The following is a 22,070-nucleotide window of genomic DNA, read 5'->3' as shown; positions in this document are numbered from 1 at the left end:
ACTTATCAATTTAGAAAGAGGAAAAGCAAATGAGAAAACTAACTAAAATGAGTGCAATGTTACTTGCATCAGGGCTAATTTTAACTGGTTGTGGCGGTAATAAAGGTTTAGAGGAGAAAAAAGAAAACAAGCAATTAACGTATACGACGGTTAAAGATATCGGGGATATGAACCCGCATGTTTACGGTGGATCGATGTCTGCTGAAAGTATGATATACGAGCCGCTTGTACGTAACACGAAAGATGGAATTAAGCCTTTACTAGCTAAAAAATGGGATGTGTCTGAAGATGGGAAGACATATACATTCCATTTGAGAGATGACGTTAAATTCCATGATGGTACACCATTTGATGCTGACGCAGTTAAGAAAAATATTGATGCGGTTCAACAAAATAAAAAATTGCATTCTTGGTTAAAGATTTCAACATTAATTGACAATGTTAAAGTTAAAGATAAGTACACGGTTGAATTGAATTTGAAAGAAGCATATCAACCTGCATTGGCTGAATTAGCGATGCCTCGTCCATATGTATTTGTGTCTCCAAAAGACTTTAAAAACGGTACAACAAAAGATGGCGTTAAAAAGTTCGATGGTACTGGTCCATTTAAATTAGGTGAACACAAAAAAGATGAGTCTGCAGACTTTAACAAAAATGATCAATACTGGGGCGAAAAGTCTAAACTTAACAAAGTACAAGCAAAAGTAATGCCTGCTGGTGAAACAGCATTCCTATCAATGAAAAAAGGTGAAACGAACTTTGCCTTCACAGATGATAGAGGTACGGATAGCTTAGACAAAGACTCTTTAAAACAATTGAAAGATACAGGTGACTATCAAGTTAAGCGTAGTCAACCTATGAATACGAAAATGTTAGTTGTCAATTCTGGTAAAAAAGATAACGCTGTCAGTGACAAAACAGTCAGACAAGCGATTGGTCATATGGTAAACAGAGATAAAATTGCCAAAGAAATTTTAGATGGTCAAGAAAAACCAGCAACTCAATTATTTGCGAAAAATGTAACAGACATTAATTTCGATATGCCAACACGTAAGTATGACCTTAAAAAAGCAGAATCATTATTAGATGAAGCTGGTTGGAAGAAAGGTAAAGACAGTGATGTTCGTCAAAAAGATGGTAAAAACCTTGAAATGGCAATGTACTATGACAAAGGTTCTTCAAGTCAAAAAGAACAAGCAGAATACTTACAAGCAGAATTTAAGAAAATGGGTATTAAGTTAAACATCAATGGCGAAACATCAGATAAAATTGCTGAACGTCGTACTTCTGGTGATTATGACTTAATGTTCAACCAAACTTGGGGATTATTGTACGATCCACAAAGTACTATTGCAGCATTTAAAGCGAAAAATGGTTATGAAAGTGCAACATCAGGCATTGAGAACAAAGATAAAATATACAACAGCATTGATGACGCATTTAAAATCCAAAACGGTAAAGAGCGTTCAGACGCTTATAAAAACATTTTGAAACAAATTGATGATGAAGGTATCTTTATCCCTATTTCACACGGTAGTATGACAGTTGTTGCGCCGAAAGATTTAGAAAAAGTATCATTCACACAATCACAGTATGAATTACCATTCAATGAAATGCAGTATAAATAAAGGAGCGTTTAGATGTTCAAATTTATCTTAAAACGTATTGCGCTCATGTTTCCATTGATGATTGTAGTAAGTTTTATGACATTTCTATTGACGTATATTACAAATGAAAATCCAGCTGTGACAATTTTACATGCACAAGGGACACCAAATGTAACACCAGAGTTGATTGCAGAAACGAATGAAAAGTACGGTTTCAATGATCCATTATTAATTCAATATAAAAACTGGTTACTTGAAGCGATGCAATTTAATTTTGGTACAAGTTACATTACAGGGGATCCTGTTGCTGAACGCATTGGCCCAGCATTTATGAACACATTGAAATTAACAATAATTTCAAGTGTTATGGTGATGATTACATCAATTATTTTAGGTGTAGTTAGTGCATTAAAAAGAGGAAAGTTCACTGATCGTGCGATACGTTCAGTGGCTTTCTTTCTAACTGCATTACCATCATATTGGATAGCTTCAATACTTATTATTTACGTTTCAGTGAAGTTAAACATATTGCCGACTTCTGGATTAACAGGTCCAGAAAGTTACATATTGCCAGTGATCGTTATTACGATTGCCTATGCTGGTATTTACTTTAGAAATGTTAGACGCTCGATGGTGGAACAATTAAATGAAGATTATGTACTTTATTTAAGAGCAAGCGGTGTGAAATCTATCACATTAATGTTGCATGTGTTGCGTAATGCTTTACAAGTTGCGGTATCAATCTTTTGTATGTCTATACCAATGATAATGGGTGGACTAGTTGTTATCGAGTATATCTTTGCATGGCCTGGACTAGGTCAATTAAGCTTAAAAGCAATACTTGAACATGATTTTCCAGTTATTCAAGCATATGTATTAATTGTAGCGGTATTATTTATTGTATTTAATACATTAGCAGATATCATTAATGCGCTATTAAATCCAAGATTAAGGGAGGGCGCACGATGATAATTTTAAAACGATTATTACAAGATAAAGGTGCAGTGATTGCTTTAGGCATTATTGTATTATATGTCTTTTTAGGATTAGCAGCACCACTTGTGACATTTTATGATCCTAACCATATCGATACAGCAAACAAATTTGCTGGCATGAGTTTTCAACATCTACTAGGTACTGACCATTTAGGTAGAGATATTTTAACTAGGTTAATTTATGCGATTAGACCAAGTTTGTTATATGTCTTTGTTGCGCTATTTGTTTCTGTACTTATTGGATCTATTTTAGGATTCTTATCAGGATATTTCCAAGGGTTTGTTGACGCCTTAATCATGCGTGCGTGTGATGTTATGTTGGCATTCCCAAGTTATGTTGTAACGTTAGCATTAATTGCATTGTTTGGAATGGGTGCCGAAAATATTATCATGGCATTTATTTTGACGCGTTGGGCATGGTTCTGTCGTGTTATACGTACAAGTGTTATGCAGTACACTGCTTCTGACCATGTAAGATTTGCTAAAACAATCGGTATGAATGATATGAAAATTATTCACAAACATATTATGCCATTAACATTAGCAGATATTGCTATCATCTCTAGTAGCTCGATGTGTTCAATGATCTTGCAAATATCTGGCTTTTCATTTTTAGGATTAGGTGTCAAAGCGCCTACTGCAGAGTGGGGCATGATGCTTAACGAAGCTAGAAAAGTGATGTTTACACATCCTGAAATGATGTTTGCGCCAGGTATTGCCATAGTGATTATAGTGATGGCATTTAACTTCTTATCCGATGCTTTACAAATTGCTATTGATCCCCGCATCTCTTCTAAAGATAAACTTCGTTCTGTGAAAAAAGGAGTGGTGCAATCATGACATTGTTAACAGTTAAACATTTGACGATTACAGATACCTGGACAGATCAACCACTCGTGAGTGATGTGAATTTTACATTAACTAAGGGTGAAACTTTAGGCGTTATTGGAGAAAGTGGTAGTGGTAAATCAATCACTTGTAAATCGATTATTGGTTTGAATCCCGAACGACTCGGGGTGACAGGTGAAATTATCTTTGATGGTACATCAATGTTGTCATTATCTGAATCGCAATTGAAAAAGTACCGTGGTAAAGACATTGCGATGGTCATGCAACAAGGTAGTCGTGCCTTTGACCCATCAACTACTGTCGGTAAACAAATGTTTGAGACTATGAAAGTACATACGTCAATGTCTACACAAGAAATTGAAAAGACATTGATTGAATATATGGATTATTTAAGTTTGAAAGATCCTAAACGTATATTAAAATCATACCCTTACATGTTATCAGGAGGAATGTTACAGCGATTGATGATTGCTTTAGCGTTAGCTTTGAAACCAAAGTTAATCATTGCTGATGAGCCGACAACGGCTTTAGATACAATTACACAATATGATGTACTGGAAGCATTTATAGATATTAAAAAACACTTTGACTGTGCGATGATTTTCATTTCACATGATTTAACGGTTATTAACAAGATTGCAGACCGTGTTGTTGTGATGAAAAATGGTCAGCTTATTGAACAAGGGACACGTGAATCAGTCTTGCATCATCCAGAACATGTTTATACGAAGTATTTATTATCAACGAAGAAGAAGATTAATGATCATTTTAAACATGTGATGAGGGGTGATGTACATGATTAAAATTAAAGATGTTGAAAAGTCATATCAAAGCGCACATGTTTTTAAGCGTCGTCGAACACCTATCGTGAAAGGTGTGTCATTTGAGTGTCCAATCGGTGCGACGATTGCGATTATCGGAGAAAGTGGTAGCGGTAAATCGACGTTGAGTCGTATGATATTAGGTATTGAGAAACCGGATAAAGGTTGTGTAACCTTAAATGATCAACCGATGCATAAGAAGAAAGTGAGACGTCATCAAATTGGTGCTGTATTTCAAGATTATACGTCATCATTACATCCATTTCAGACTGTTAGAGAAATCTTATTTGAAGTGATGTGTCAATGTGATGGACAACCTAAAGAAGTTATGGAAGTCCAAGCAATTACATTGTTGGAAGAAGTCGGTCTATCTAAGGCATACATGGATAAATATCCTAATATGTTATCAGGTGGAGAGGCGCAACGTGTTGCGATTGCGCGTGCAATATGTATTAACCCTAAATATATTTTGTTTGATGAAGCCATTAGTTCACTCGACATGTCAATTCAAACACAAATATTAGATTTATTGATTCATTTACGTGAAACGCGTCAGTTGAGTTATATTTTTATCACACATGATATTCAAGCTGCCACGTATTTATGTGATCAATTAATTATTTTTAAAAACGGAAAAATAGAAGAACAAATTCCGACAAGCGCATTGCATAAAAGTGACAATGCTTATACAAGAGAATTAATAGAAAAACAACTATCATTCTAAGGAGTGAGATAATGAAAGGTGCAATGGCTTGGCCCTTTTTGAGATTATATATATTAACATTGATGTTCTTTAGTGCCAATGCAATCTTAAACGTGTTTATACCTTTACGAGGGCATGATTTAGGCGCAACGAATACGGTTATCGGTATCGTTATGGGGGCATACATGTTAACAGCAATGGTATTTCGACCATGGGCAGGACAAATTATTGCTCGTGTCGGTCCCATTAAAGTATTAAGAATTATTTTGATTATCAATGCCATAGCTTTAATTATTTATGGTTTTACTGGCTTAGAAGGTTATTTCGTAGCACGTGTTATGCAAGGTGTGTGTACGGCATTCTTTTCTATGTCTTTACAGCTAGGTATTATTGATGCATTACCAGAGGAACATCGTTCTGAAGGTGTATCATTGTACTCGCTATTTTCAACGATTCCAAACTTAATCGGACCATTAGTTGCCGTAGGTATTTGGAATGCAAATAATATTTCACTATTTGCAATTGTCATTATCTTTATCGCATTAACAACAACATTCTTTGGCTATCGCGTGACCTTTGCTGAACAGGAACCCGATACGTCAGATAAGATTGAAAAAATGCCATTTAACGCTGTAACTGTTTTTGCGCAATTTTTCAAAAATAAAGAGTTGTTGAACAGTGGTATTATCATGATTGTTGCATCGATTGTATTTGGTGCAGTTAGTACATTTGTACCGTTATACACAGTGAGTTTAGGATTCGCGAATGCGGGAATCTTTTTGACAATACAGGCCATCGCAGTTGTTGCGGCAAGATTTTACTTAAGGAAATACATTCCGTCAGATGGTATGTGGCATCCTAAATATATGGTATCTGTACTATCATTATTAGTGATCGCGTCATTTGTAGTGGCATTTGGTCCGCAAGTAGGTGCAATTATTTTCTATGGCAGTGCAATATTAATAGGAATGACACAAGCAATGGTGTATCCAACATTAACATCATACTTAAGTTTCGTCTTACCAAAAGTAGGTCGTAATATGTTGTTAGGTTTATTTATTGCCTGTGCAGACTTAGGTATATCGTTAGGTGGCGCATTGATGGGACCTATTTCCGATTTAGTAGGATTTAAATGGATGTATCTAATTTGTGGTATGTTAGTCATTGTAATAATGATTATGAGTTTATTGAAAAAACCAACACCACGCCCAGCAAATAGTCTTTAATGAAGTGAATTAAAGCATCTTAAGTTAATAAATATTTAAATTTTAAAAGGTATATTGAGCATGGCGATTCATGGGAGTGGGACAGAAATGATATTTTCGAAAAATTTATTTCGTCGTCCCACCCCAACTTGCACATTATTGTAAGCTGACTTTTCGTCAGCTTCTGTGTTGAGGCCCCCACCCCAACTTGCATTGCCTGTAGAATTTCTTTTCGAAATTCTCTTTGTTGGGGCCCCTGACTAGAATTGAAAAAAGCTTGTTACAAGCGCATTTTCGTTCAGTCAACTACTGCCAATATAACTTTGTAGAGCATTGAACATTGATTTATGTCTCAGGCTCTCTATATGGCTCGTTTTTAGAACGACAGTATATCTAAATAAAGCACGCTTAAAAGTGAGTTTTGATACTGACTTTTAAGTGTGCTTTTTGATGTGTATGGATAATGGATAATACTCTGAAAAATTTTACATGAAAATATGCAAAACGAGTATAACTGCTAATTGATAGAAATAGCTCACCATAAAATTACGGTATGATTTTAAATATAAGTAAGTCGCACTACCTGCTAGTATCAATGCTGGAATGAATTCCCACCATGTATTAATGTATGGATAGTAGAACAGAGTTTCAAGGATAATGGACAATACTATTGTAATCTTTAAAGGTATTAATCTGCTTAATTCTTGAATTAAAATATGACGGAAAATAAGTTGACAAATCAAAGTATTTAATATAATGGTTAACGAAAATATAGCTATTAAACTGATGGAACCATACCCTTTAATGAGCGGGTAAATGTCAAAGACAGTAAAGGAATCTACATTTAGTGCGAAAATATTGAAATGATTTAAAAGTAAAAAGAGTACGACACTTAGTGTAAATGATATAAGAATATGCCATTTATATTTAGCACTAGCAACGATTTGCGAACGTATCATTGGAATAAACGCATCTTCATGCATCAGACGAAAAATAGCTAGTGAAATAATAACTGCGAGTAAATAGCTAATGTTCATTGAAATAGGAAAAGAGAAACCCCACGGAGCTTGTTGAGTGAATACAGCTACTAACCCAAAAGTTAAAAAGACGATAATGATCGGCAAGATGTTAACCAAAAATATGTAAAGGAAAATAAATCCAATATCACGTTTGAAAAAACGCGATTGTTCGGTAGCGTATTCTTCTTCTATGTAATGTTTATTTGTATTTGACATAGTATACCTCTTAAATAGTTGTATTATATAGATACTTTAGCACATATTACTTTGTATTGTATGTTTTATACATTAAAATTTAAAATGAAAAACATATCATAAAATTGTTTTATAAAATGAAGCGCTTCCATTGTGTTTTGTTTTGTAAGGTGTATCATAAATATTGAATTGAAATTTTGGGGGGAGGTATTGTAATGACGTTTCTTACAGTCATGCAATTTATAGTTAACATTATCGTTGTAGGATTCATGCTTACGGTTATTGTTATCGGGCTTATTTGGTTAATTAAAGATAAAAGACAATCACAACATAGTGTATTAAGGAATTATCCTTTACTAGCACGTATTAGATATATTTCAGAAAAAATGGGACCGGAATTACGTCAGTATTTATTTTCTGGGGATAATGAAGGGAAACCTTTTTCACGTAATGATTATAAAAATATCGTTTTGGCTGGAAAATATAACTCTCGTATGACCAGCTTCGGTACTACTAAAGATTATCAAGACGGCTTTTACATACAGAACACAATGTTTCCGATGCAACGTAATGAGATTTCAGTAGATAATACAACATTGTTATCAACATTCATTTATAAAATCGCGAATGAGCGTTTATTTAGTCGTGAAGAATATCGTGTACCGACAAAGATTGATCCGTATTACTTAAGTGATGACCATGCAATAAAATTAGGTGAACATTTAAAACATCCATTTATTTTAAAACGTATCGTAGGACAATCTGGTATGAGTTATGGCGCTTTAGGAAAAAATGCCATTACAGCTTTATCTAAAGGTCTAGCTAAAGCGGGCACTTGGATGAATACAGGTGAAGGTGGCTTATCAGAATATCATTTAAAAGGTAATGGGGATATCATTTTCCAAATTGGTCCCGGTTTATTTGGTGTTCGTGATAAAGAAGGTAATTTTAGTGAAGGTTTATTTAAAGAGGTTGCACAGTTATCTAACGTACGCGCATTTGAGCTGAAGTTGGCACAAGGTGCTAAGACTCGTGGTGGTCATATGGAAGCTGAAAAGGTAAACGAAGAAATTGCTAAAATCCGAAATGTTGAACCTTATAAAACAATCAATTCACCTAACCGTTACGAATTTATTCATAATGCTGAAGATTTGATTCGTTTCGTCGAACAGTTGCAGCAATTAGGTCAAAAACCAGTAGGATTCAAAATTGTAGTAAGCAAAGTTTCAGAAATTGAAACACTTGTACGTACGATGGTGGAACTAGATAAGTATCCAAGCTTTATTACGATTGATGGTGGTGAAGGTGGTACTGGTGCAACATTCCAAGAATTACAAGATGGTGTTGGCTTACCGCTATTTACAGCTCTACCTATTGTGTCTGGCATGTTAGAAAAATATGGTATTCGAGATAAAGTGAAATTGGCGGCATCTGGTAAGTTAGTGACACCAGATAAAATTGCGATTGCATTAGGTTTAGGTGCAGATTTTGTAAATATCGCACGTGGCATGATGATTAGTGTCGGTTGTATTATGAGTCAACAATGCCATATGAATACATGTCCTGTAGGTGTTGCAACGACAGATGCGAAGAAAGAAAAAGCATTGATTGTTGGAGAAAAGCAATATCGTGTCACAAACTATGTAACAAGTTTGCATGAAGGCTTATTCAATATTGCAGCAGCTGTTGGCGTATCCAGTCCTACAGAAATTACTGCTGATCATATTGTATATCGAAAAGTCGATGGTGAGTTACAAACGATACATGATTATAAATTAAAACTCATTAGTTAACTTAATTATTTCGGGAAATTGAAAGCAGCGGATTTTAGCGTTACTGCAAATAATTTTATATTAGTAGTGGATGCTGGTCACACAAGAACTTCAAATATTAAAGCCCTCAGAATATGAATTAAGGTTTGTAACCTTAGTCTTATCTGAGGGCATTTTTAAGTTATAAACTATTTGTCGTCCATTTTATCTTTTTCTTTTAAACCTCTGTGCTTTAATTGCTTTTCAAGTTTTTCAAAACTAATATCTTTATTTTCTTTAGTCGAAACACCAAGACGTTTATTTAATTTTTTCATGTCAACTTCTGTGTAATCTATGTCTAAGTGTTCAATTGCTTTTTTATCTTTATAGTCTACTTTGTATTTTACGCCTTTAAGGTCTTTGAAAATACTTTCAGATTTGGCGAATAACTTTTTGGCTTCGTCTTTATCCATACCTAGATCGTCATATTTAATTGTGTTGATTGTAGACTGTTTTAAAACTTTATCATCTTTATATGTGATAGAAGTTAGTACATGTTTACCACTAACATCACCTTCATATGTTTTGGTTTGTTCTTTACCACAAGCTGATAATGCAATGACACAAACTAATGCTACTACAATTAATGAACATAATTTTTTCAAAGTCAGTCGCCTTCTTTCGATATTTGTATTATAAAGAAATTATAACATTTACTAAAAAATGATGTTATTCAAAAATTTAAATTTTGTCACTTTTTTTGAAGGTATGAGTTTTTTTAAGCGGATTCCTCACAAAATTTTAAAAATATTTAAGCCTGAAAAATGATAAAGCGGTAGGGAACGTAGTGTGTTCCACTGCTGATTTCTTTTTGAGCATTATAGACGGTATGTTGGAAGAAAAGAACAAAAGCTTGTGTACGATAGCATATAGAGACTAAGATTACGACGGATGTGTCGGTGATATTGACGTACTTAAATACGTACGCCATAATTAGCGTAACAGAAGACAAAGGAGGATTTATATGATTATCACTAGCCCTACAGAAGCGAGAAAAGATTTTTATCAATTACTAAAAAATGTTAATAATAATCACGAACCAATTTATATTAGTGGTAATAATGCCGAAAATAATGCTGTGATTATAGGTTTAGAAGATTGGAAAAGTATACAAGAGACAATGTATCTTGTATCTACTGGTACAATGGACAAAGTAAGAGAAAGAGAAAAAGATAATAGTGGTACAACAAATATAGATGATATTGATTGGGATAATCTTTAATGAGCAATTACACGGTTAAGATTAAAAATTCGGCGAAGTTAGATTTAAAGAAAATAAAACATCCTTATTTAAAGAAGTCATTTTTAGAAATTGTTGAGACTTTAAAAAATGATCCGTATAAAATAACACAATCTTTTGAAAAATTAGAGCCTAAATATTTAGAGCGATATTCAAGAAGAATTAACCATCAGCACAGGGTCGTCTATACCGTAGATGATCGAAATAAAGAAGTATTAATACTATCGGCATGGTCACATTATGATTAATGAATATTCAATATCTGAATAACTTTAATGGTAAGTTAATTAAAGAAACTAGTATTTAAGTGTAGGGAAAATAGCGACGTTAATGCGTTGTTATCTCTACACTTTTTAATTTTATAATAGCGCAAGACTAAACAAATTGAAATTAGTAACAATAAAAGAATAACGTATTATAATAAGGAATTTTAAATTGTGACTTTTTCGGAATATTAAATTTTAGAAATATGAGTTTTTTTAAGCGGATTCCTCACAAAATTTTAAAAATATTTAAGCCTGAAAATGATAAAGCGGTAGGGAACGTTTTTCTGAAAGTTAGTGATACAATAGTTTTAAGTTGAAATACAGGAGGATGAATAACATGAATCAGTCAGTCAAATTACTTAAACATTTAACAGATGTAAACGGCATTGCTGGTTATGAAATGCAAGTTAAAGAAGCAATGCGTAACTATATAGAGCCTGTCAGTGATCAAATTATTGAAGATAACTTGGGTGGCATTTTTGGAAAGAAAAATGCTGAGAATGGTCAATACTCAATTATGATTTCTGGTCATATGGATGAAGTTGGTTTTATGGTAACAAAGATTGATAAACATGGTTTTATTTCATTTACGCCAGTTGGTGGATGGTGGAATCAAGTCATGTTATCTCAAAAAGTAACGATTACAACAGATTCGGGCAAAGAAATTAGAGGTATCATCGGTTCTAAACCGCCACATGTCTTAACGCCTGAAGAACGTAAAAAGCCAATGGAAATCAAAAATATGTTTATAGATATTGGTGTTAGTAGCAAGGAAGAAGCTGAAGAAGCTGGCGTTGAAGTAGGCAATATGGTTACGCCATATAGTGAATTTGAAGTGCTTGCAAATGATAAATATTTAACTGCGAAAGCATTTGATAATCGCTATGGCTGTGCATTAGCTGTTGAGGTATTAAAACGTTTAAAAGATGAAAATATTGGAATTAACTTATACAGTGGTGCCACAGTGCAAGAAGAAGTTGGTTTGCGTGGTGCGAAAGTGGCAGCGAATACAATTAAACCAGATTTGGCGATAGCTGTCGATGTAGGTATTGCTTATGATACCCCAGGTATGTCAGGTCAAACGAGCGATAGTAAACTAGGCGGTGGTCCAGTTGTCATTATGATGGATGCTACAAGTATTGCTCACCAAGGTTTGCGTAAGCATATTAAAGATGTAGCTAAGGAACATAACATCGAAGTACAATGGGATACGACACCAGGTGGAGGTACAGATGCGGGAAGTATTCATGTCGCAAATGAAGGTATTCCAACGATGACAATCGGTGTTACGCTGCGATACATGCATTCTAATGTTTCAGTGCTCAATGTAGATGATTATGAAAATTCTATCCGTCTTGTTACTGAAATTGTCCGTTCATTGAATGATGAAAGTTATAAAAATATCATGTGGTAATCAAATCCATAAATAATAAAGAATCCTTTTAATATGGTAGGTTGTTAAACAATTGTCTAATTTTAATTCTTAGTCATTAGACAGTATCCATGTTAATAGGATTTTTTGTTTTTAATTTAAATGCTGAAAATCAATTATGCCTAAATTTTGATATTACAAGAAAATGATTTTTTCTTAAATGTAATTGCACTAAAAACCAAAAAAACGGGAATAATATACCTGATATATTACATGAGGAGCGGTGCAAATGTTGTTAGAAATTAAAGATTTAGTGTATAAAGCGAGCGATAGAATCATACTAGATCATATCAGTCTAAAAGTAGATAAAGGCGAGAGTATTGCCATTATAGGTCCATCAGGTAGTGGTAAAAGTACATTTCAAAAGCAAATATGTAATTTGTTTAGTCCAACTAGTGGAGAACTTTATTTTAAAGGTAAACCCTATAATGATTATGACCCGGAAGAATTGCGTCAACGAATCAGTTATTTGATGCAGCAAAGTGACTTGTTTGGTGAAACGATTGAAGATAACATGATATTCCCATCACTTGCACGTAATGATAAATTTGATAGAAAACGTGCAAAGCAATTAATTAAAGATGTCGGTTTGGGACATTATCAATTAAGTTCGGAAGTGGAAAATATGTCGGGTGGTGAGCGGCAAAGAATTGCTATAGCGCGCCAACTGATGTATACACCGGATATTCTTTTATTAGATGAATCGACCAGTGCATTAGACGTTAATAATAAAGAAAAGATAGAAAATATCATTTTTAAATTAGTGGAACAGGATGTTGCTATCATGTGGATTACCCATAGTGATGATCAAAGTATGAGACATTTTCAAAAGCGCATAACGATTGTTGATGGCAAAATTTCTAAGGTTGAGGAGTTGAATCAACATGAGTAATACGGCACTTGGATTGACGGCATTGCTTTTAGTCATTCCGATTATCATTTCATATAAAGAAGGTTTACATATTATTAAAGATTTAATTGTTGCGACATTACGCGCAGTTGTGCAATTAATCATTTTAGGATTCTTACTGCACTATATTTTTAAAATTAATGACAAATGGCTATTAGTATTATGTGTATTTGTCATTATTGTTAATGCTTCTTGGAATACGATTAGTCGATCATCACCAGTGATGCACCATGTCTTTTTGATTTCCTTTGTGGCTATCTTTGTTGGAACGGCATTACCACTTGCAGGTACTATTGCGACAGGGGCCATCCAATTTACAGCAAATGAAGTTATACCTATCGGCGGCATGCTTGCAAATAATGGCTTGATTGCAATTAATTTAGCTTACCAGAATTTAGATCGTGCATTCGTACAAGATGGTACTAATATTGAATCTAAATTATCACTTGCAGCTACACCTAAATTGGCTTCTAAAGGTGCAATACGTGAAAGTATTCGTTTAGCTATAGTGCCAACAATTGATTCGGTTAAAACATATGGGCTTGTGTCGATTCCTGGTATGATGACAGGCTTAATTATTGGTGGCGTACCACCTTTACAAGCGATTAAATTTCAATTGTTAGTCGTGTTTATTCATACAACTGCGACCATTATGTCTGCTTTGATTGCGACATATTTAAGCTATGGTCAATTTTTCAATGCAAGACATCAATTAGTAGCACGAAATACGGATGTTAAGAGTGAATCATGATAGATTTTACTGCATCAGATTTAGGCATTAGTTTTAATTGGAAATGAAGTGACGCGCACATATAGTATCGCTATTCATTAACACAGCGAAAATATTCATAAAGGCACGCATACTTTGTAGTCAGTTATCTGTTCTGACATATAAAGCGTGCGTGCTTTTTTGGAGTCATTGTTGAAACTGAAGTAATTATACATAATTATTAAATGACATACTTGTGTTAATTTTTCAAATACTGAAAAACAATTTCAATAATTTTCCGATTAAGCACAGAAAATTAAAGCAAAATATTATATAATAGAACGGTTATATATAAAATTGTGTTGCACACATTTTTTAATAAATCGTTATTCTAAGGGAAATGAATATCGGAAATTTTGTTTGAAAGGAGTTTTAAAATGTCAATCATGCGACTATTTACATTCATTTTAAGTATTTTTATCGTAGGAATGGTTGAAATGATGGTTGCAGGAATTATGAACTTGATGAGTCAGGACTTACATGTATCAGAAGCTGTCGTTGGTCAATTAGTGACAATGTACGCTTTAACATTTGCGATATGTGGACCTATTCTGGTTAAATTAACGAACCGTTTTTCATCAAGGCCTGTATTATTATGGACATTACTTATATTTATCATTGGTAATGGCATTATTGCTGTAGCGCCAAATTTTTCAATATTAGTAGTTGGTAGAATTATCTCATCTGCAGCAGCAGCACTAATTATCGTAAAAGTATTAGCTATTACAGCGATGTTATCAGCACCTAAAAATCGTGGCAAAATGATTGGACTTGTCTATACAGGGTTTAGTGGGGCCAATGTTTTTGGTGTACCAATTGGAACGGTTATCGGCGATTTAGTAGGTTGGCGCTATACATTTCTATTCTTAATTATTGTGAGTATTATTGTTGGCTTCTTGATGATGATCTATTTACCGAAGGATCAGGAAATACAACGAGGCCCTGTGAATCATGAGGCACCATCTCATGAAAATCATGTTACTTCGAAAATATTAAAACCTGCTGAAGTAGCAAAATATTTAATTATTACGTTTTTAGTATTGATTGCAAACTCAGTGACATTCGTCTTTATAAATCCACTTATTTTATCTAATGGTCATGATATGTCATTCGTTTCATTAGCACTTCTAGTAAATGGAATCGCTGGCGTTATTGGAACATCATTAGGTGGTATATTCTCCGATAAAATTACAAGTAAGCGTTGGTTAATGATTTCTGTTTCTATTTTTATCGTCATGATGTTACTTATGAATTTAATCTTACCTGGTTCAGGTCTATTGTTAGCAGGACTATTTATTTGGAATATCATGCAATGGAGTACTAATCCAGCAGTGCAAAGCGGTGTGATTCAACATGTTGAAGGCGACACAAGCCAAGTAATGAGTTGGAACATGTCTAGTTTAAACGCTGGTATTGGTGTTGGAGGCATTATTGGAGGCTTGGTCATGACACATGTTTCTGTTCAAGCTATCACATATACGAGTGCCATCATTGGCGCATTAGGATTAATCGTTGTTTTCACATTGAAAAATAATCATTATGCTAAAACATTTAAATCATCATAATTCTCATATGAAAAGCACGCCTGCTATCAAATTCAGGTGTGCTTTTTTAGATGCGATAACGTTATTGATATGTGCGATAATAGCGACGTTCATTATGATACATCGGCCAAGGCATTTTACCGCTTTTAGCAAAATTAGCTAAATCATTTTGCATTTGTCGACTTAAAAATTTAAGGTGAGCAGTTGTTGGATATTGATGTGCTGCTAATATTTGTAAGTTTCCGAACCAAAATACCATATCTAGAATATGGTAAGCACTGCGATAGTGTGCGCTAGAAGTATCATGCCATGCAAATTCAGCAAGCCATAGTTGTGCGTTTGAATCTTGTATATTAAGTTGTTGTAAAAATTGCTTCATCGGCTGTTTGAAATAACAATGTGTAATCGCTAAAGATTGTTGCTTCGCCGTCTGAACATCTTCGTATTTTAAAGGAATATCATTTAATTCCATAATGTCGATAAAGCGTTGCGGCGATAATTTTTTCTGTTCACTAGTAATATAAATATCGCCTTCATCTTTTGTATAACATGCAAAAATTGGTTTCGTTGTTGGATAATTATTTTGTATATAATCTGTTTTAATAGGCGCATATATTAAATCAAGCCCTTTAGAAGGTCCTCGAGATTGTTTTAGCTTCGCCATCAGCATAAGAATATCATCTGTCGATAATGATGTAACATCATCTGTATCTAAATAATCGAGCATCAATTTTTGGAAATATTGTGCTTTATTGCGTGCACTCTTAAGGGTGTCTAATCGTAGTGCGCCACTTAGCAGAACGACTTTATGGAAGTATGGCTCAATGTCAGGTATTTTAAGTAAAGTCAAAATGCTCATACTGCCTGCAGACTGACCCATTAAAGTAATGTTATTAGCGTCGCCACCGAAGGATTCAATAAATTGATGCACCCATTTTATGACATTGATTTGATCTGAAAGGCCATTATTGGAATGAAAATCTTTATTAAAATATGACCAGTCTAAATATCCTAATGCGCCTAAACGATAATTGCATGTAATAACGATAATGTCGTTATTTTGTACTAAATGTGCCGGTTGATAGAGTTCGGCTGTACCATGACCATTTTCAAAACTACCACCATAAAAATAAATGATGACAGGTTTCTTCGTCTGATCATTATGTTGTTTCCAAATATTTAGATATAAACAGTCTTCATGTTCAGTAAAAGTTGTAGATTGTGAGGAGAAAAAATCTTCTAATTTGTTGTCTGGTTGCGGTGGGATGGGTTGTATTTCAGTTGCATCAATTGGCTCTGACCATTGTGTTTTTAACGTAGAATGTTTAAAGCGATTGTCATGAACTGGTGGTTCTGCATAAGGAATGCCTAAGAAGATATCTAAACCATCTTGTGTAATACCATGAATTTGACCACCTGTAGTATTAATCTTCATATTTATTAACCTCCTTTATCATCCCCAATTTAATCATACCACGGTCTATAGATGATAGGTGACAAGTATAACAAGACAATTTTGTGACTGAATCAGACGAGCTTGATATCTGTTTTAACTCAAACCATTTTCAGCATTATATGATGTTCTTCTACAGTGACATTTCATTACAATATCACTCTCGCCATCTTGTTATGTTAGTTATTTATAACCGATTTTCAAAATAAAAAACCAACCAAGATGTTGAAATCAATGGTTGGTTAATGTGTGTGTGTTGAAATCATATATGGCACTGCATTTTAAAATATTTAATGAGATGACTTTGATTCATTATTTAGTGACTCACGCATCTTCGTATTGATTCGTGTTGCGCGACGGAAATAGACGCTTTCAAATGAACTCGTTGTACCGATGTAATAGAAGATAAGCGCCACAATAATAATAACGATAAAGTCAAATGGATAGTGAATCATATTTAAGCCTTTAAATTCTTTGCTTCCTATAAATGACAGTATTGATAGCACGATTAAATATACAATAATCCATAAGCTACCACCAATTTGTTTCTTTGTATTACGCCAATTCATACGATATTCATAGAAGAAGTAGATTGGTAATCCAAGTATAATGATTAAAATAACTTCAGCCGTTGTTGGCCACATTGCCCAATATATAGCTAATGAAGCTAATACAAATGATAATGGTGCCATTACTTTTAAAATTTTTGCTCTAAATGGACGAGTCATTGTTGGTCCCATTTTTCTTAATGCAATCACTGTCGTTGGGCCAGTTAAATAGGCTACTAAAGTTGCAGTAGAAATAACTGCTGCTAGCGTACCCCAATCTCTAAATAATGTAACCATAATCATACTAATGATGGCATTAAAGATGATTGCTACACGTGGGATATGATATTTTTCATTCATCTTCCCAAGAAATTTAGGGATATGTCCATTTTTCTCCATTGCTCGTAAAACTCGACCTGTAACGGCGACAAATGACACGCCAGTACCGAATGGTGATACAAAAGCTTCAATATATAGTAAAATTGCGAGCCAATTAATTCCTAATAAGATAGCTAAATCAGCAAATGGTGAATTGAAGTTGATGCCATTCCATCCACTATGTTGTAACATTGATTGAGGCATAGAAGTGATAAACGTACTTTGTAAAATGATGTACAACACTGCACTGATTGACAGTGAGATAGCGATGCCTCTTGCGATATTTTTTTCAGGATTTTTAATTTCTGAACCCATATTAATAATTGTTTGGAATGAATTGAATGAAAAAATAATCCCTGATGCTGTTGTTGCAGCAAAAATCGGTGCACTTCCGTAAGGCATAAATGTGCTTGCCGAATGGCCGTAATTTGAAGTGTCGAATCCTGATAACATCAACATGATGATGGTTAACATGGGTACGCCTAATTTAAATACAGAAATTAAACTCGTAAATGATGTTAAAAGTTTTACGGACCAATAGTTTAATAATGAAAAAATAACAATGATGAGATATACAGCTAGCAATCCGTATGTGCTAATAGAGCCATTTTCCATTAAATATCTCATTGGTTTCGCCCAATGCCACGGCCAAGAACTCATATATTGAACAGCTGACACAGCTTCGATAGGTATTATTGTCACCAAAGACACCCAATTCGCCCAAGCAGCAATAAAGCCTAATAATGAGCCATGTGTATACTGGGCATAGTTACTCATGCCACCTGATTGAGGAAACATTGTGCCGATTTCAATGTAGTTATAGGCAATGGTTCCAATGACTAGGAATCCAAGAACCCATGATATGATTGCTGCTGGTCCAGCTATTGATGATGCTTCCCACGCACCAAATAGCCAACCAGATCCTATTAAAGAGCCTAACCCTAATAAGACTAATTGGGATAGATTGATTTTGTCGTTGTGCAATTGCTTGTCTTTATTCATAAATACTCCTTCGTTATTGCCAAAAATACAAAAAATAATATGCGACAATTATACGCTTATTATAATAATAGTCAAATGCATTTTTTGTAAGAACGCAAAAGCATTTGTAAAATTAGTTTTTTATAAAATTAGGATATATAATACAATGTGTATTGAAAAACAAAATGGAAGTGATGACTATGAGTGAGAAACAATCAAATGAACAAGTTGAAGCATTTTTAAATAAAGAGAGTCAATGGCAAGAAGAATATAAATATTTGAGAGCGTTAATCTTTAATGAAACAGAATTAGAGGAAGCGTATAAATGGATGCATCCTTGTTACACGTTGAATAATAAAAATGTAGTACTTATCCATGGCTTCAAAAATTATGTTGCACTATTATTTCATAAAGGTGCCATTTTGGAGGATAAATATCATACACTCATTCAACAGACTGAAAAGGTGCAAGCAGCTCGTCAGTTACGATTTGAAAATTTAACAGAGATTCAAACACGTACCGAAGAAATTAAATATTATCTAGCCGAAGCAATTAAAGCTGAAAAAGCTGGTAAAAAAGTTGAAATGAAGAAAACAGAGGAATATGTTATTCCTAAAGAGTTAGAAGCTAAGTTCGAAGAAATGCCACAGTTAGAGTCTTCATTTTATAAATTAACGCCAGGCAGACAACATCAATATATATATCATATTGGACAAGCTAAACGCAGTGAAACAAGACAAAAGCGTGTTGAAAAGTATATTAACCAAATACTAGAAGGTAAAGGGATGCATGATAAGTAATTAATGAGTAAAGCATACCGGTTATACAACAACATACAAGATGACACGAAACAACCAATGGCTCATGCTGTTGGTTGTTTTTTTAGGTGTGTCTGTCATGGGCAACACTTTGACGTTGGAATTCCGTTACAGGCTTGGGAGTAGAAAATGTTAGCAAAAGGCAAGGGTGTCTACAATGAATGATGAAGATATTAAAATATAAGGATGACTTTGTGAGTGGCGGATGGGCGGTTGTCCGTCTGTAACAATGGATGCGTGTGCATTATTACAAAAATTCGACTTTTGCAATAATATTTCACATTTTCGACACTTTTTTGCTATAAAACAACCAATTGAGCGATAATAAATTCGCTTTTAAAAAATATGAGTTATCTATTTAGTTGCCAAAGATAAAATAATAATGTTTAATAACATCATATAGAGTATGTTAGTTTTAAATGTCGAATATACGAATGTGCAAACAAAGTAATCGGTAGAAATTCAACATACATAGCGCCGTTTACTGTTAAGTATTCACATTACAGATGAAAAATATAAAATTCTACATAATCAAGACCATGATGTGTACTTGTTTAACTTATGACTCTATTTGTTTAACAATTGCGATAATGGTCTTTTTATTTTATGCGTATCATTCGTCATATTTTTTATGAGGAAGGAGAAATGATTATGTTAAGTATTAAGCATTTAACGAAAATTTATTCTGGTAATAAAAAGGCAGTAGATGACATCTCTTTAGATATTCAATCTGGGGAATTTATCGCATTTATTGGAACCAGTGGAAGTGGTAAAACAACTGCTTTAAGAATGATAAACCGTATGATTGAAGCGACAGAAGGACAAATTGAAATTGATGGTAAAGATGTTCGGAGTATGAATCCTGTCGAATTACGTAGAAATATTGGTTATGTTATTCAACAAATTGGGTTAATGCCTCATATGACGATTAAAGAGAATATTGTATTGGTACCCAAATTGTTGAAATGGACTAAAGAAGAAAAGGATAAACGTGCAAAGGAATTAATTAAACTTGTGGATTTACCGGAGTCATTTTTAGAGCGTTATCCAGCAGAACTATCAGGTGGGCAACAACAACGTATCGGTGTCGTAAGAGCACTTGCGGCCGAACAAGATATTATTTTAATGGATGAACCTTTTGGTGCATTGGATCCTATTACGAGAGATACGTTACAAGATTTAGTTAAAACGTTACAACGAAAATTAGGCAAGACGTTTATCTTTGTAACACATGATATGGATGAAGCGATTAAATTAGCAGACAAAATTTGTATTATGTCAGAAGGTAAGGTGGTGCAATTTGATACACCAGACAATATTTTAAGACATCCCGCAAATGATTTTGTACGTGATTTTATAGGACAAAATAGACTGATTCAAGACCGTCCCAATGACAAGACTGTAGAAGGTGTAATGATTAAACCAATCACGATACAGGCAGAAGCAACACTGAATGACGCCGTTCATATTATGAGAAAAAAACGTGTTGATACTATTTTTGTAGTAGATAGGGATAACCATTTACTAGGTTTCTTAGACATTGAAGATATAAATCAGGGTATACGTGGACACAAAAGTTTACAAGATACCATGCAACAACATATTTACACCGTTCAAATTGATTCCAAGTTACAAGATTCTGTACGTACGATTTTAAAAAGAAACGTTAGGAATGTACCTGTCGTAGATGATAAGCAACGTTTAGTAGGACTGATTACGCGTGCCAATGTTGTTGACATTGTATATGACACGATTTGGGGCGATAGTGAGGATGCAGTGCAAACAGAACATGTGAGGGAAGACACTGCGTCCTCAAAAATGCATGAGCAACACACTACTAATGTCAAAGTACGTGACATAGGAGATGATAAATCATGATCGAGTTCCTACATGAACATGGTGGACAGTTGATGTCGAAAACACTGGAACATTTCTATATTTCTATAGTGGCATTATTACTTGCCATCATTGTTGCAGTACCTATAGGCATTTTATTATCAAAAACAAAGCGAACTGCCAATATTATATTAACTGTGGCAGGTGTCTTACAAACTATTCCAACACTAGCTGTACTTGCTATTATGATACCGATTTTTGGTGTTGGTAAAACGCCTGCAATTGTAGCGCTATTTATTTATGTATTATTACCTATTTTAAATAACACGGTACTCGGTGTTCAAAATATTGATAGCAACATTAAAGAAGCTGGAAAAAGTATGGGAATGACACAATTTCAATTGATGAAGGATGTTGAATTGCCGTTAGCATTGCCGCTTATCATTGGTGGCATTCGTTTGTCATCTGTGTATGTAATTAGTTGGGCTACACTTGCAAGTTATGTAGGTGCGGGTGGATTAGGTGATTTCATTTTCAATGGTTTAAATTTATATGATCCACTGATGATTGTAACTGCAACGGTACTCGTTACTGCACTAGCATTAGGTGTTGATGCCTTATTAGCTTTAGTTGAAAAATGGGTAGTTCCCAAAGGCTTAAAAGTATCTGGATAATTAGGAGGCTAAGATA

General features: G+C 34.1%; 22 protein-coding genes. 18 read left to right on the top strand and 4 right to left on the bottom strand.

Translation table 11 applies throughout. From position 1 onward, the window contains the following. The first annotated feature begins 29 nt into the window (after positions 1–29). From cntA to cntE, 6 genes are read left to right on the top strand one after another with little or no spacing between them, the layout of a single operon-like run. Complete coding sequence (cntA, locus tag KI230_RS12430; RefSeq protein ID WP_001229081.1) at positions 30–1,628, top strand: staphylopine-dependent metal ABC transporter substrate-binding lipoprotein CntA; 1,599 nt, start codon at positions 30–32, stop codon at positions 1,626–1,628. Positions 1,629–1,640: 12 nt separating this feature from the next. Further along, on the top strand, positions 1,641–2,576 hold the full coding sequence (gene opp1B / locus KI230_RS12425; RefSeq protein ID WP_000472235.1) for a nickel/cobalt ABC transporter permease: 936 nt from the start codon (positions 1,641–1,643) through the stop codon (positions 2,574–2,576). After that, on the top strand, positions 2,573–3,442 hold the full coding sequence (gene cntC, locus KI230_RS12420) for a staphylopine uptake ABC transporter permease subunit CntC (protein WP_000584765.1): 870 nt from the start codon (positions 2,573–2,575) through the stop codon (positions 3,440–3,442). Before opp1B ends, cntC begins: the two co-directional genes overlap by 4 nt. Then, entirely contained in the window at positions 3,439–4,254 is an 816-nt protein-coding gene (gene cntD / locus KI230_RS12415; RefSeq protein WP_000173869.1) for a staphylopine uptake ABC transporter ATP-binding protein CntD, read from the top strand. The genes cntC and cntD overlap by 4 nt, the downstream gene beginning before the upstream one ends. After that, positions 4,247–4,996 carry an ABC transporter ATP-binding protein gene (locus KI230_RS12410; protein WP_000590517.1) on the top strand — a complete coding sequence of 250 codons (750 nt, stop codon included), beginning with the start codon at positions 4,247–4,249 and terminating at the stop codon, positions 4,994–4,996. Before cntD ends, KI230_RS12410 begins: the two co-directional genes overlap by 8 nt. An 11-nt stretch (positions 4,997–5,007) precedes the next feature. Then, positions 5,008–6,201 (top strand): staphylopine family metallophore export MFS transporter CntE, encoded by a 1,194-nt coding sequence (cntE, locus tag KI230_RS12405; protein WP_000675402.1) that lies wholly within the window; start codon positions 5,008–5,010, stop codon positions 6,199–6,201. Positions 6,202–6,665: 464 nt separating this feature from the next. Here cntE and lnsB read toward each other — a convergent pair whose 3' ends face one another. Beyond that, positions 6,666–7,415 carry a CPBP family lipoprotein N-acylation protein LnsB gene (lnsB, locus tag KI230_RS12400; RefSeq protein WP_000072443.1) on the bottom strand — a complete coding sequence of 250 codons (750 nt, stop codon included), beginning with the start codon at positions 7,413–7,415 and terminating at the stop codon, positions 6,666–6,668. A gap of 194 nt (positions 7,416–7,609) precedes the next feature. Here lnsB and KI230_RS12395 point away from each other — a divergent pair, with 194 nt between their 5' ends. Continuing rightward, the gene (locus KI230_RS12395; protein WP_214958278.1) at positions 7,610–9,187 is read left to right on the top strand and encodes an FMN-binding glutamate synthase family protein; all 1,578 of its coding nucleotides are present in this window, start codon (positions 7,610–7,612) and stop codon (positions 9,185–9,187) included. Between the two features lie 167 nt (positions 9,188–9,354). Here KI230_RS12395 and KI230_RS12390 read toward each other — a convergent pair whose 3' ends face one another. Next, entirely contained in the window at positions 9,355–9,810 is a 456-nt protein-coding gene (locus KI230_RS12390) for a YehR family lipoprotein (protein ID WP_000732090.1), read from the bottom strand. Between the two features lie 359 nt (positions 9,811–10,169). Between KI230_RS12390 and KI230_RS12385 the strand changes: the two genes are divergently transcribed. The 6 genes from KI230_RS12385 to KI230_RS12360 all read left to right on the top strand — a co-directional run bounded on the left by KI230_RS12385 (position 10,170) and on the right by KI230_RS12360 (position 15,387). Further along, entirely contained in the window at positions 10,170–10,427 is a 258-nt protein-coding gene (locus KI230_RS12385) for a type II toxin-antitoxin system Phd/YefM family antitoxin (RefSeq protein WP_000587618.1), read from the top strand. Beyond that, complete coding sequence (locus KI230_RS12380) at positions 10,427–10,693, top strand: Txe/YoeB family addiction module toxin (protein ID WP_045177693.1); 267 nt, start codon at positions 10,427–10,429, stop codon at positions 10,691–10,693. The genes KI230_RS12385 and KI230_RS12380 overlap by 1 nt, the downstream gene beginning before the upstream one ends. 355 nt (positions 10,694–11,048) lie before the next feature. Next, positions 11,049–12,125, top strand: coding sequence for a M42 family metallopeptidase (locus KI230_RS12375; RefSeq protein WP_001076673.1), 1,077 nt, complete (start codon positions 11,049–11,051; stop codon positions 12,123–12,125). Between the two features lie 247 nt (positions 12,126–12,372). Then, positions 12,373–13,035 carry an ABC transporter ATP-binding protein gene (locus tag KI230_RS12370; RefSeq protein WP_045177691.1) on the top strand — a complete coding sequence of 221 codons (663 nt, stop codon included), beginning with the start codon at positions 12,373–12,375 and terminating at the stop codon, positions 13,033–13,035. Further along, the gene (locus KI230_RS12365; RefSeq protein WP_000072151.1) at positions 13,028–13,804 is read left to right on the top strand and encodes an ABC transporter permease; all 777 of its coding nucleotides are present in this window, start codon (positions 13,028–13,030) and stop codon (positions 13,802–13,804) included. Before KI230_RS12370 ends, KI230_RS12365 begins: the two co-directional genes overlap by 8 nt. Before the next feature lie 395 nt (positions 13,805–14,199). Next, positions 14,200–15,387 (top strand): MFS transporter, encoded by a 1,188-nt coding sequence (locus KI230_RS12360; protein WP_045177690.1) that lies wholly within the window; start codon positions 14,200–14,202, stop codon positions 15,385–15,387. A gap of 61 nt (positions 15,388–15,448) precedes the next feature. Here the strand turns inward: KI230_RS12360 and KI230_RS12355 are convergent, their stop codons facing one another. Together KI230_RS12355 and KI230_RS12350 are read right to left on the bottom strand one after the other, a co-directional pair. After that, the gene (locus tag KI230_RS12355; RefSeq protein ID WP_000700923.1) at positions 15,449–16,801 is read right to left on the bottom strand and encodes a carboxylesterase family protein; all 1,353 of its coding nucleotides are present in this window, start codon (positions 16,799–16,801) and stop codon (positions 15,449–15,451) included. A gap of 308 nt (positions 16,802–17,109) precedes the next feature. Continuing rightward, the gene (locus tag KI230_RS12350; protein ID WP_001030711.1) at positions 17,110–18,747 is read right to left on the bottom strand and encodes an APC family permease; all 1,638 of its coding nucleotides are present in this window, start codon (positions 18,745–18,747) and stop codon (positions 17,110–17,112) included. 179 nt (positions 18,748–18,926) lie between these two features. Between KI230_RS12350 and KI230_RS12345 the strand changes: the two genes are divergently transcribed. The 5 genes from KI230_RS12345 to KI230_RS12325 all read left to right on the top strand — a co-directional run bounded on the left by KI230_RS12345 (position 18,927) and on the right by KI230_RS12325 (position 22,054). Beyond that, on the top strand, positions 18,927–19,526 hold the full coding sequence (locus KI230_RS12345; protein ID WP_001291521.1) for a YdeI/OmpD-associated family protein: 600 nt from the start codon (positions 18,927–18,929) through the stop codon (positions 19,524–19,526). A 3-nt stretch (positions 19,527–19,529) separates the two neighbouring features. Continuing rightward, a complete protein-coding gene (locus KI230_RS12340; RefSeq protein ID WP_001791736.1) occupies positions 19,530–19,670 on the top strand; it encodes a hypothetical protein in 141 nt (46 codons plus the stop codon). 79 nt (positions 19,671–19,749) lie between these two features. After that, positions 19,750–19,869 carry a hypothetical protein gene (locus tag KI230_RS12335; protein WP_001789925.1) on the top strand — a complete coding sequence of 40 codons (120 nt, stop codon included), beginning with the start codon at positions 19,750–19,752 and terminating at the stop codon, positions 19,867–19,869. 326 nt (positions 19,870–20,195) lie between these two features. Then, positions 20,196–21,422 (top strand): betaine/proline/choline family ABC transporter ATP-binding protein, encoded by a 1,227-nt coding sequence (locus tag KI230_RS12330; protein ID WP_045177685.1) that lies wholly within the window; start codon positions 20,196–20,198, stop codon positions 21,420–21,422. Then, positions 21,419–22,054, top strand: a complete 636-nt coding sequence (locus KI230_RS12325) for an ABC transporter permease (protein WP_000569113.1) — start codon at positions 21,419–21,421, stop codon at positions 22,052–22,054. Before KI230_RS12330 ends, KI230_RS12325 begins: the two co-directional genes overlap by 4 nt. Positions 22,055–22,070 lie beyond the last annotated feature (16 nt).

Source organism: Staphylococcus sp. MZ3, assembly GCF_018622755.1.
Lineage (GTDB): Bacteria > Bacillota > Bacilli > Staphylococcales > Staphylococcaceae > Staphylococcus > Staphylococcus aureus.
The sequence above is the reverse complement of the archived record's forward strand: the minus strand, read 5'-3'. Positions and strand labels throughout refer to the sequence as shown.

Excerpts from the sequence above, each read along its gene's own strand:
- cntA (WP_001229081.1), top strand. The coding sequence starts at position 30 with ATGAGAAAACTAACTAAAATGAGTGCAATGTTACTTGCATCAGGGCTA.
- opp1B (WP_000472235.1), top strand. The coding sequence starts at position 1,641 with ATGTTCAAATTTATCTTAAAACGTATTGCGCTCATGTTTCCATTGATG.
- cntC (WP_000584765.1), top strand. The coding sequence starts at position 2,573 with ATGATAATTTTAAAACGATTATTACAAGATAAAGGTGCAGTGATTGCT.
- cntD (WP_000173869.1), top strand. The coding sequence starts at position 3,439 with ATGACATTGTTAACAGTTAAACATTTGACGATTACAGATACCTGGACA.
- KI230_RS12410 (WP_000590517.1), top strand. The coding sequence starts at position 4,247 with ATGATTAAAATTAAAGATGTTGAAAAGTCATATCAAAGCGCACATGTT.
- cntE (WP_000675402.1), top strand. The coding sequence starts at position 5,008 with ATGAAAGGTGCAATGGCTTGGCCCTTTTTGAGATTATATATATTAACA.
- lnsB (WP_000072443.1), bottom strand. The coding sequence starts at position 7,415 with ATGTCAAATACAAATAAACATTACATAGAAGAAGAATACGCTACCGAA.
- KI230_RS12395 (WP_214958278.1), top strand. The coding sequence starts at position 7,610 with ATGACGTTTCTTACAGTCATGCAATTTATAGTTAACATTATCGTTGTA.
- KI230_RS12385 (WP_000587618.1), top strand. The coding sequence starts at position 10,170 with ATGATTATCACTAGCCCTACAGAAGCGAGAAAAGATTTTTATCAATTA.
- KI230_RS12380 (WP_045177693.1), top strand. The coding sequence starts at position 10,427 with ATGAGCAATTACACGGTTAAGATTAAAAATTCGGCGAAGTTAGATTTA.
- KI230_RS12375 (WP_001076673.1), top strand. The coding sequence starts at position 11,049 with ATGAATCAGTCAGTCAAATTACTTAAACATTTAACAGATGTAAACGGC.
- KI230_RS12370 (WP_045177691.1), top strand. The coding sequence starts at position 12,373 with ATGTTGTTAGAAATTAAAGATTTAGTGTATAAAGCGAGCGATAGAATC.
- KI230_RS12365 (WP_000072151.1), top strand. The coding sequence starts at position 13,028 with ATGAGTAATACGGCACTTGGATTGACGGCATTGCTTTTAGTCATTCCG.
- KI230_RS12360 (WP_045177690.1), top strand. The coding sequence starts at position 14,200 with ATGTCAATCATGCGACTATTTACATTCATTTTAAGTATTTTTATCGTA.
- KI230_RS12355 (WP_000700923.1), bottom strand. The coding sequence starts at position 16,801 with ATGAAGATTAATACTACAGGTGGTCAAATTCATGGTATTACACAAGAT.
- KI230_RS12350 (WP_001030711.1), bottom strand. The coding sequence starts at position 18,747 with ATGAATAAAGACAAGCAATTGCACAACGACAAAATCAATCTATCCCAA.
- KI230_RS12345 (WP_001291521.1), top strand. The coding sequence starts at position 18,927 with ATGAGTGAGAAACAATCAAATGAACAAGTTGAAGCATTTTTAAATAAA.
- KI230_RS12340 (WP_001791736.1), top strand. The coding sequence starts at position 19,530 with ATGAGTAAAGCATACCGGTTATACAACAACATACAAGATGACACGAAA.
- KI230_RS12335 (WP_001789925.1), top strand. The coding sequence starts at position 19,750 with ATGGGCGGTTGTCCGTCTGTAACAATGGATGCGTGTGCATTATTACAA.
- KI230_RS12330 (WP_045177685.1), top strand. The coding sequence starts at position 20,196 with ATGTTAAGTATTAAGCATTTAACGAAAATTTATTCTGGTAATAAAAAG.
- KI230_RS12325 (WP_000569113.1), top strand. The coding sequence starts at position 21,419 with ATGATCGAGTTCCTACATGAACATGGTGGACAGTTGATGTCGAAAACA.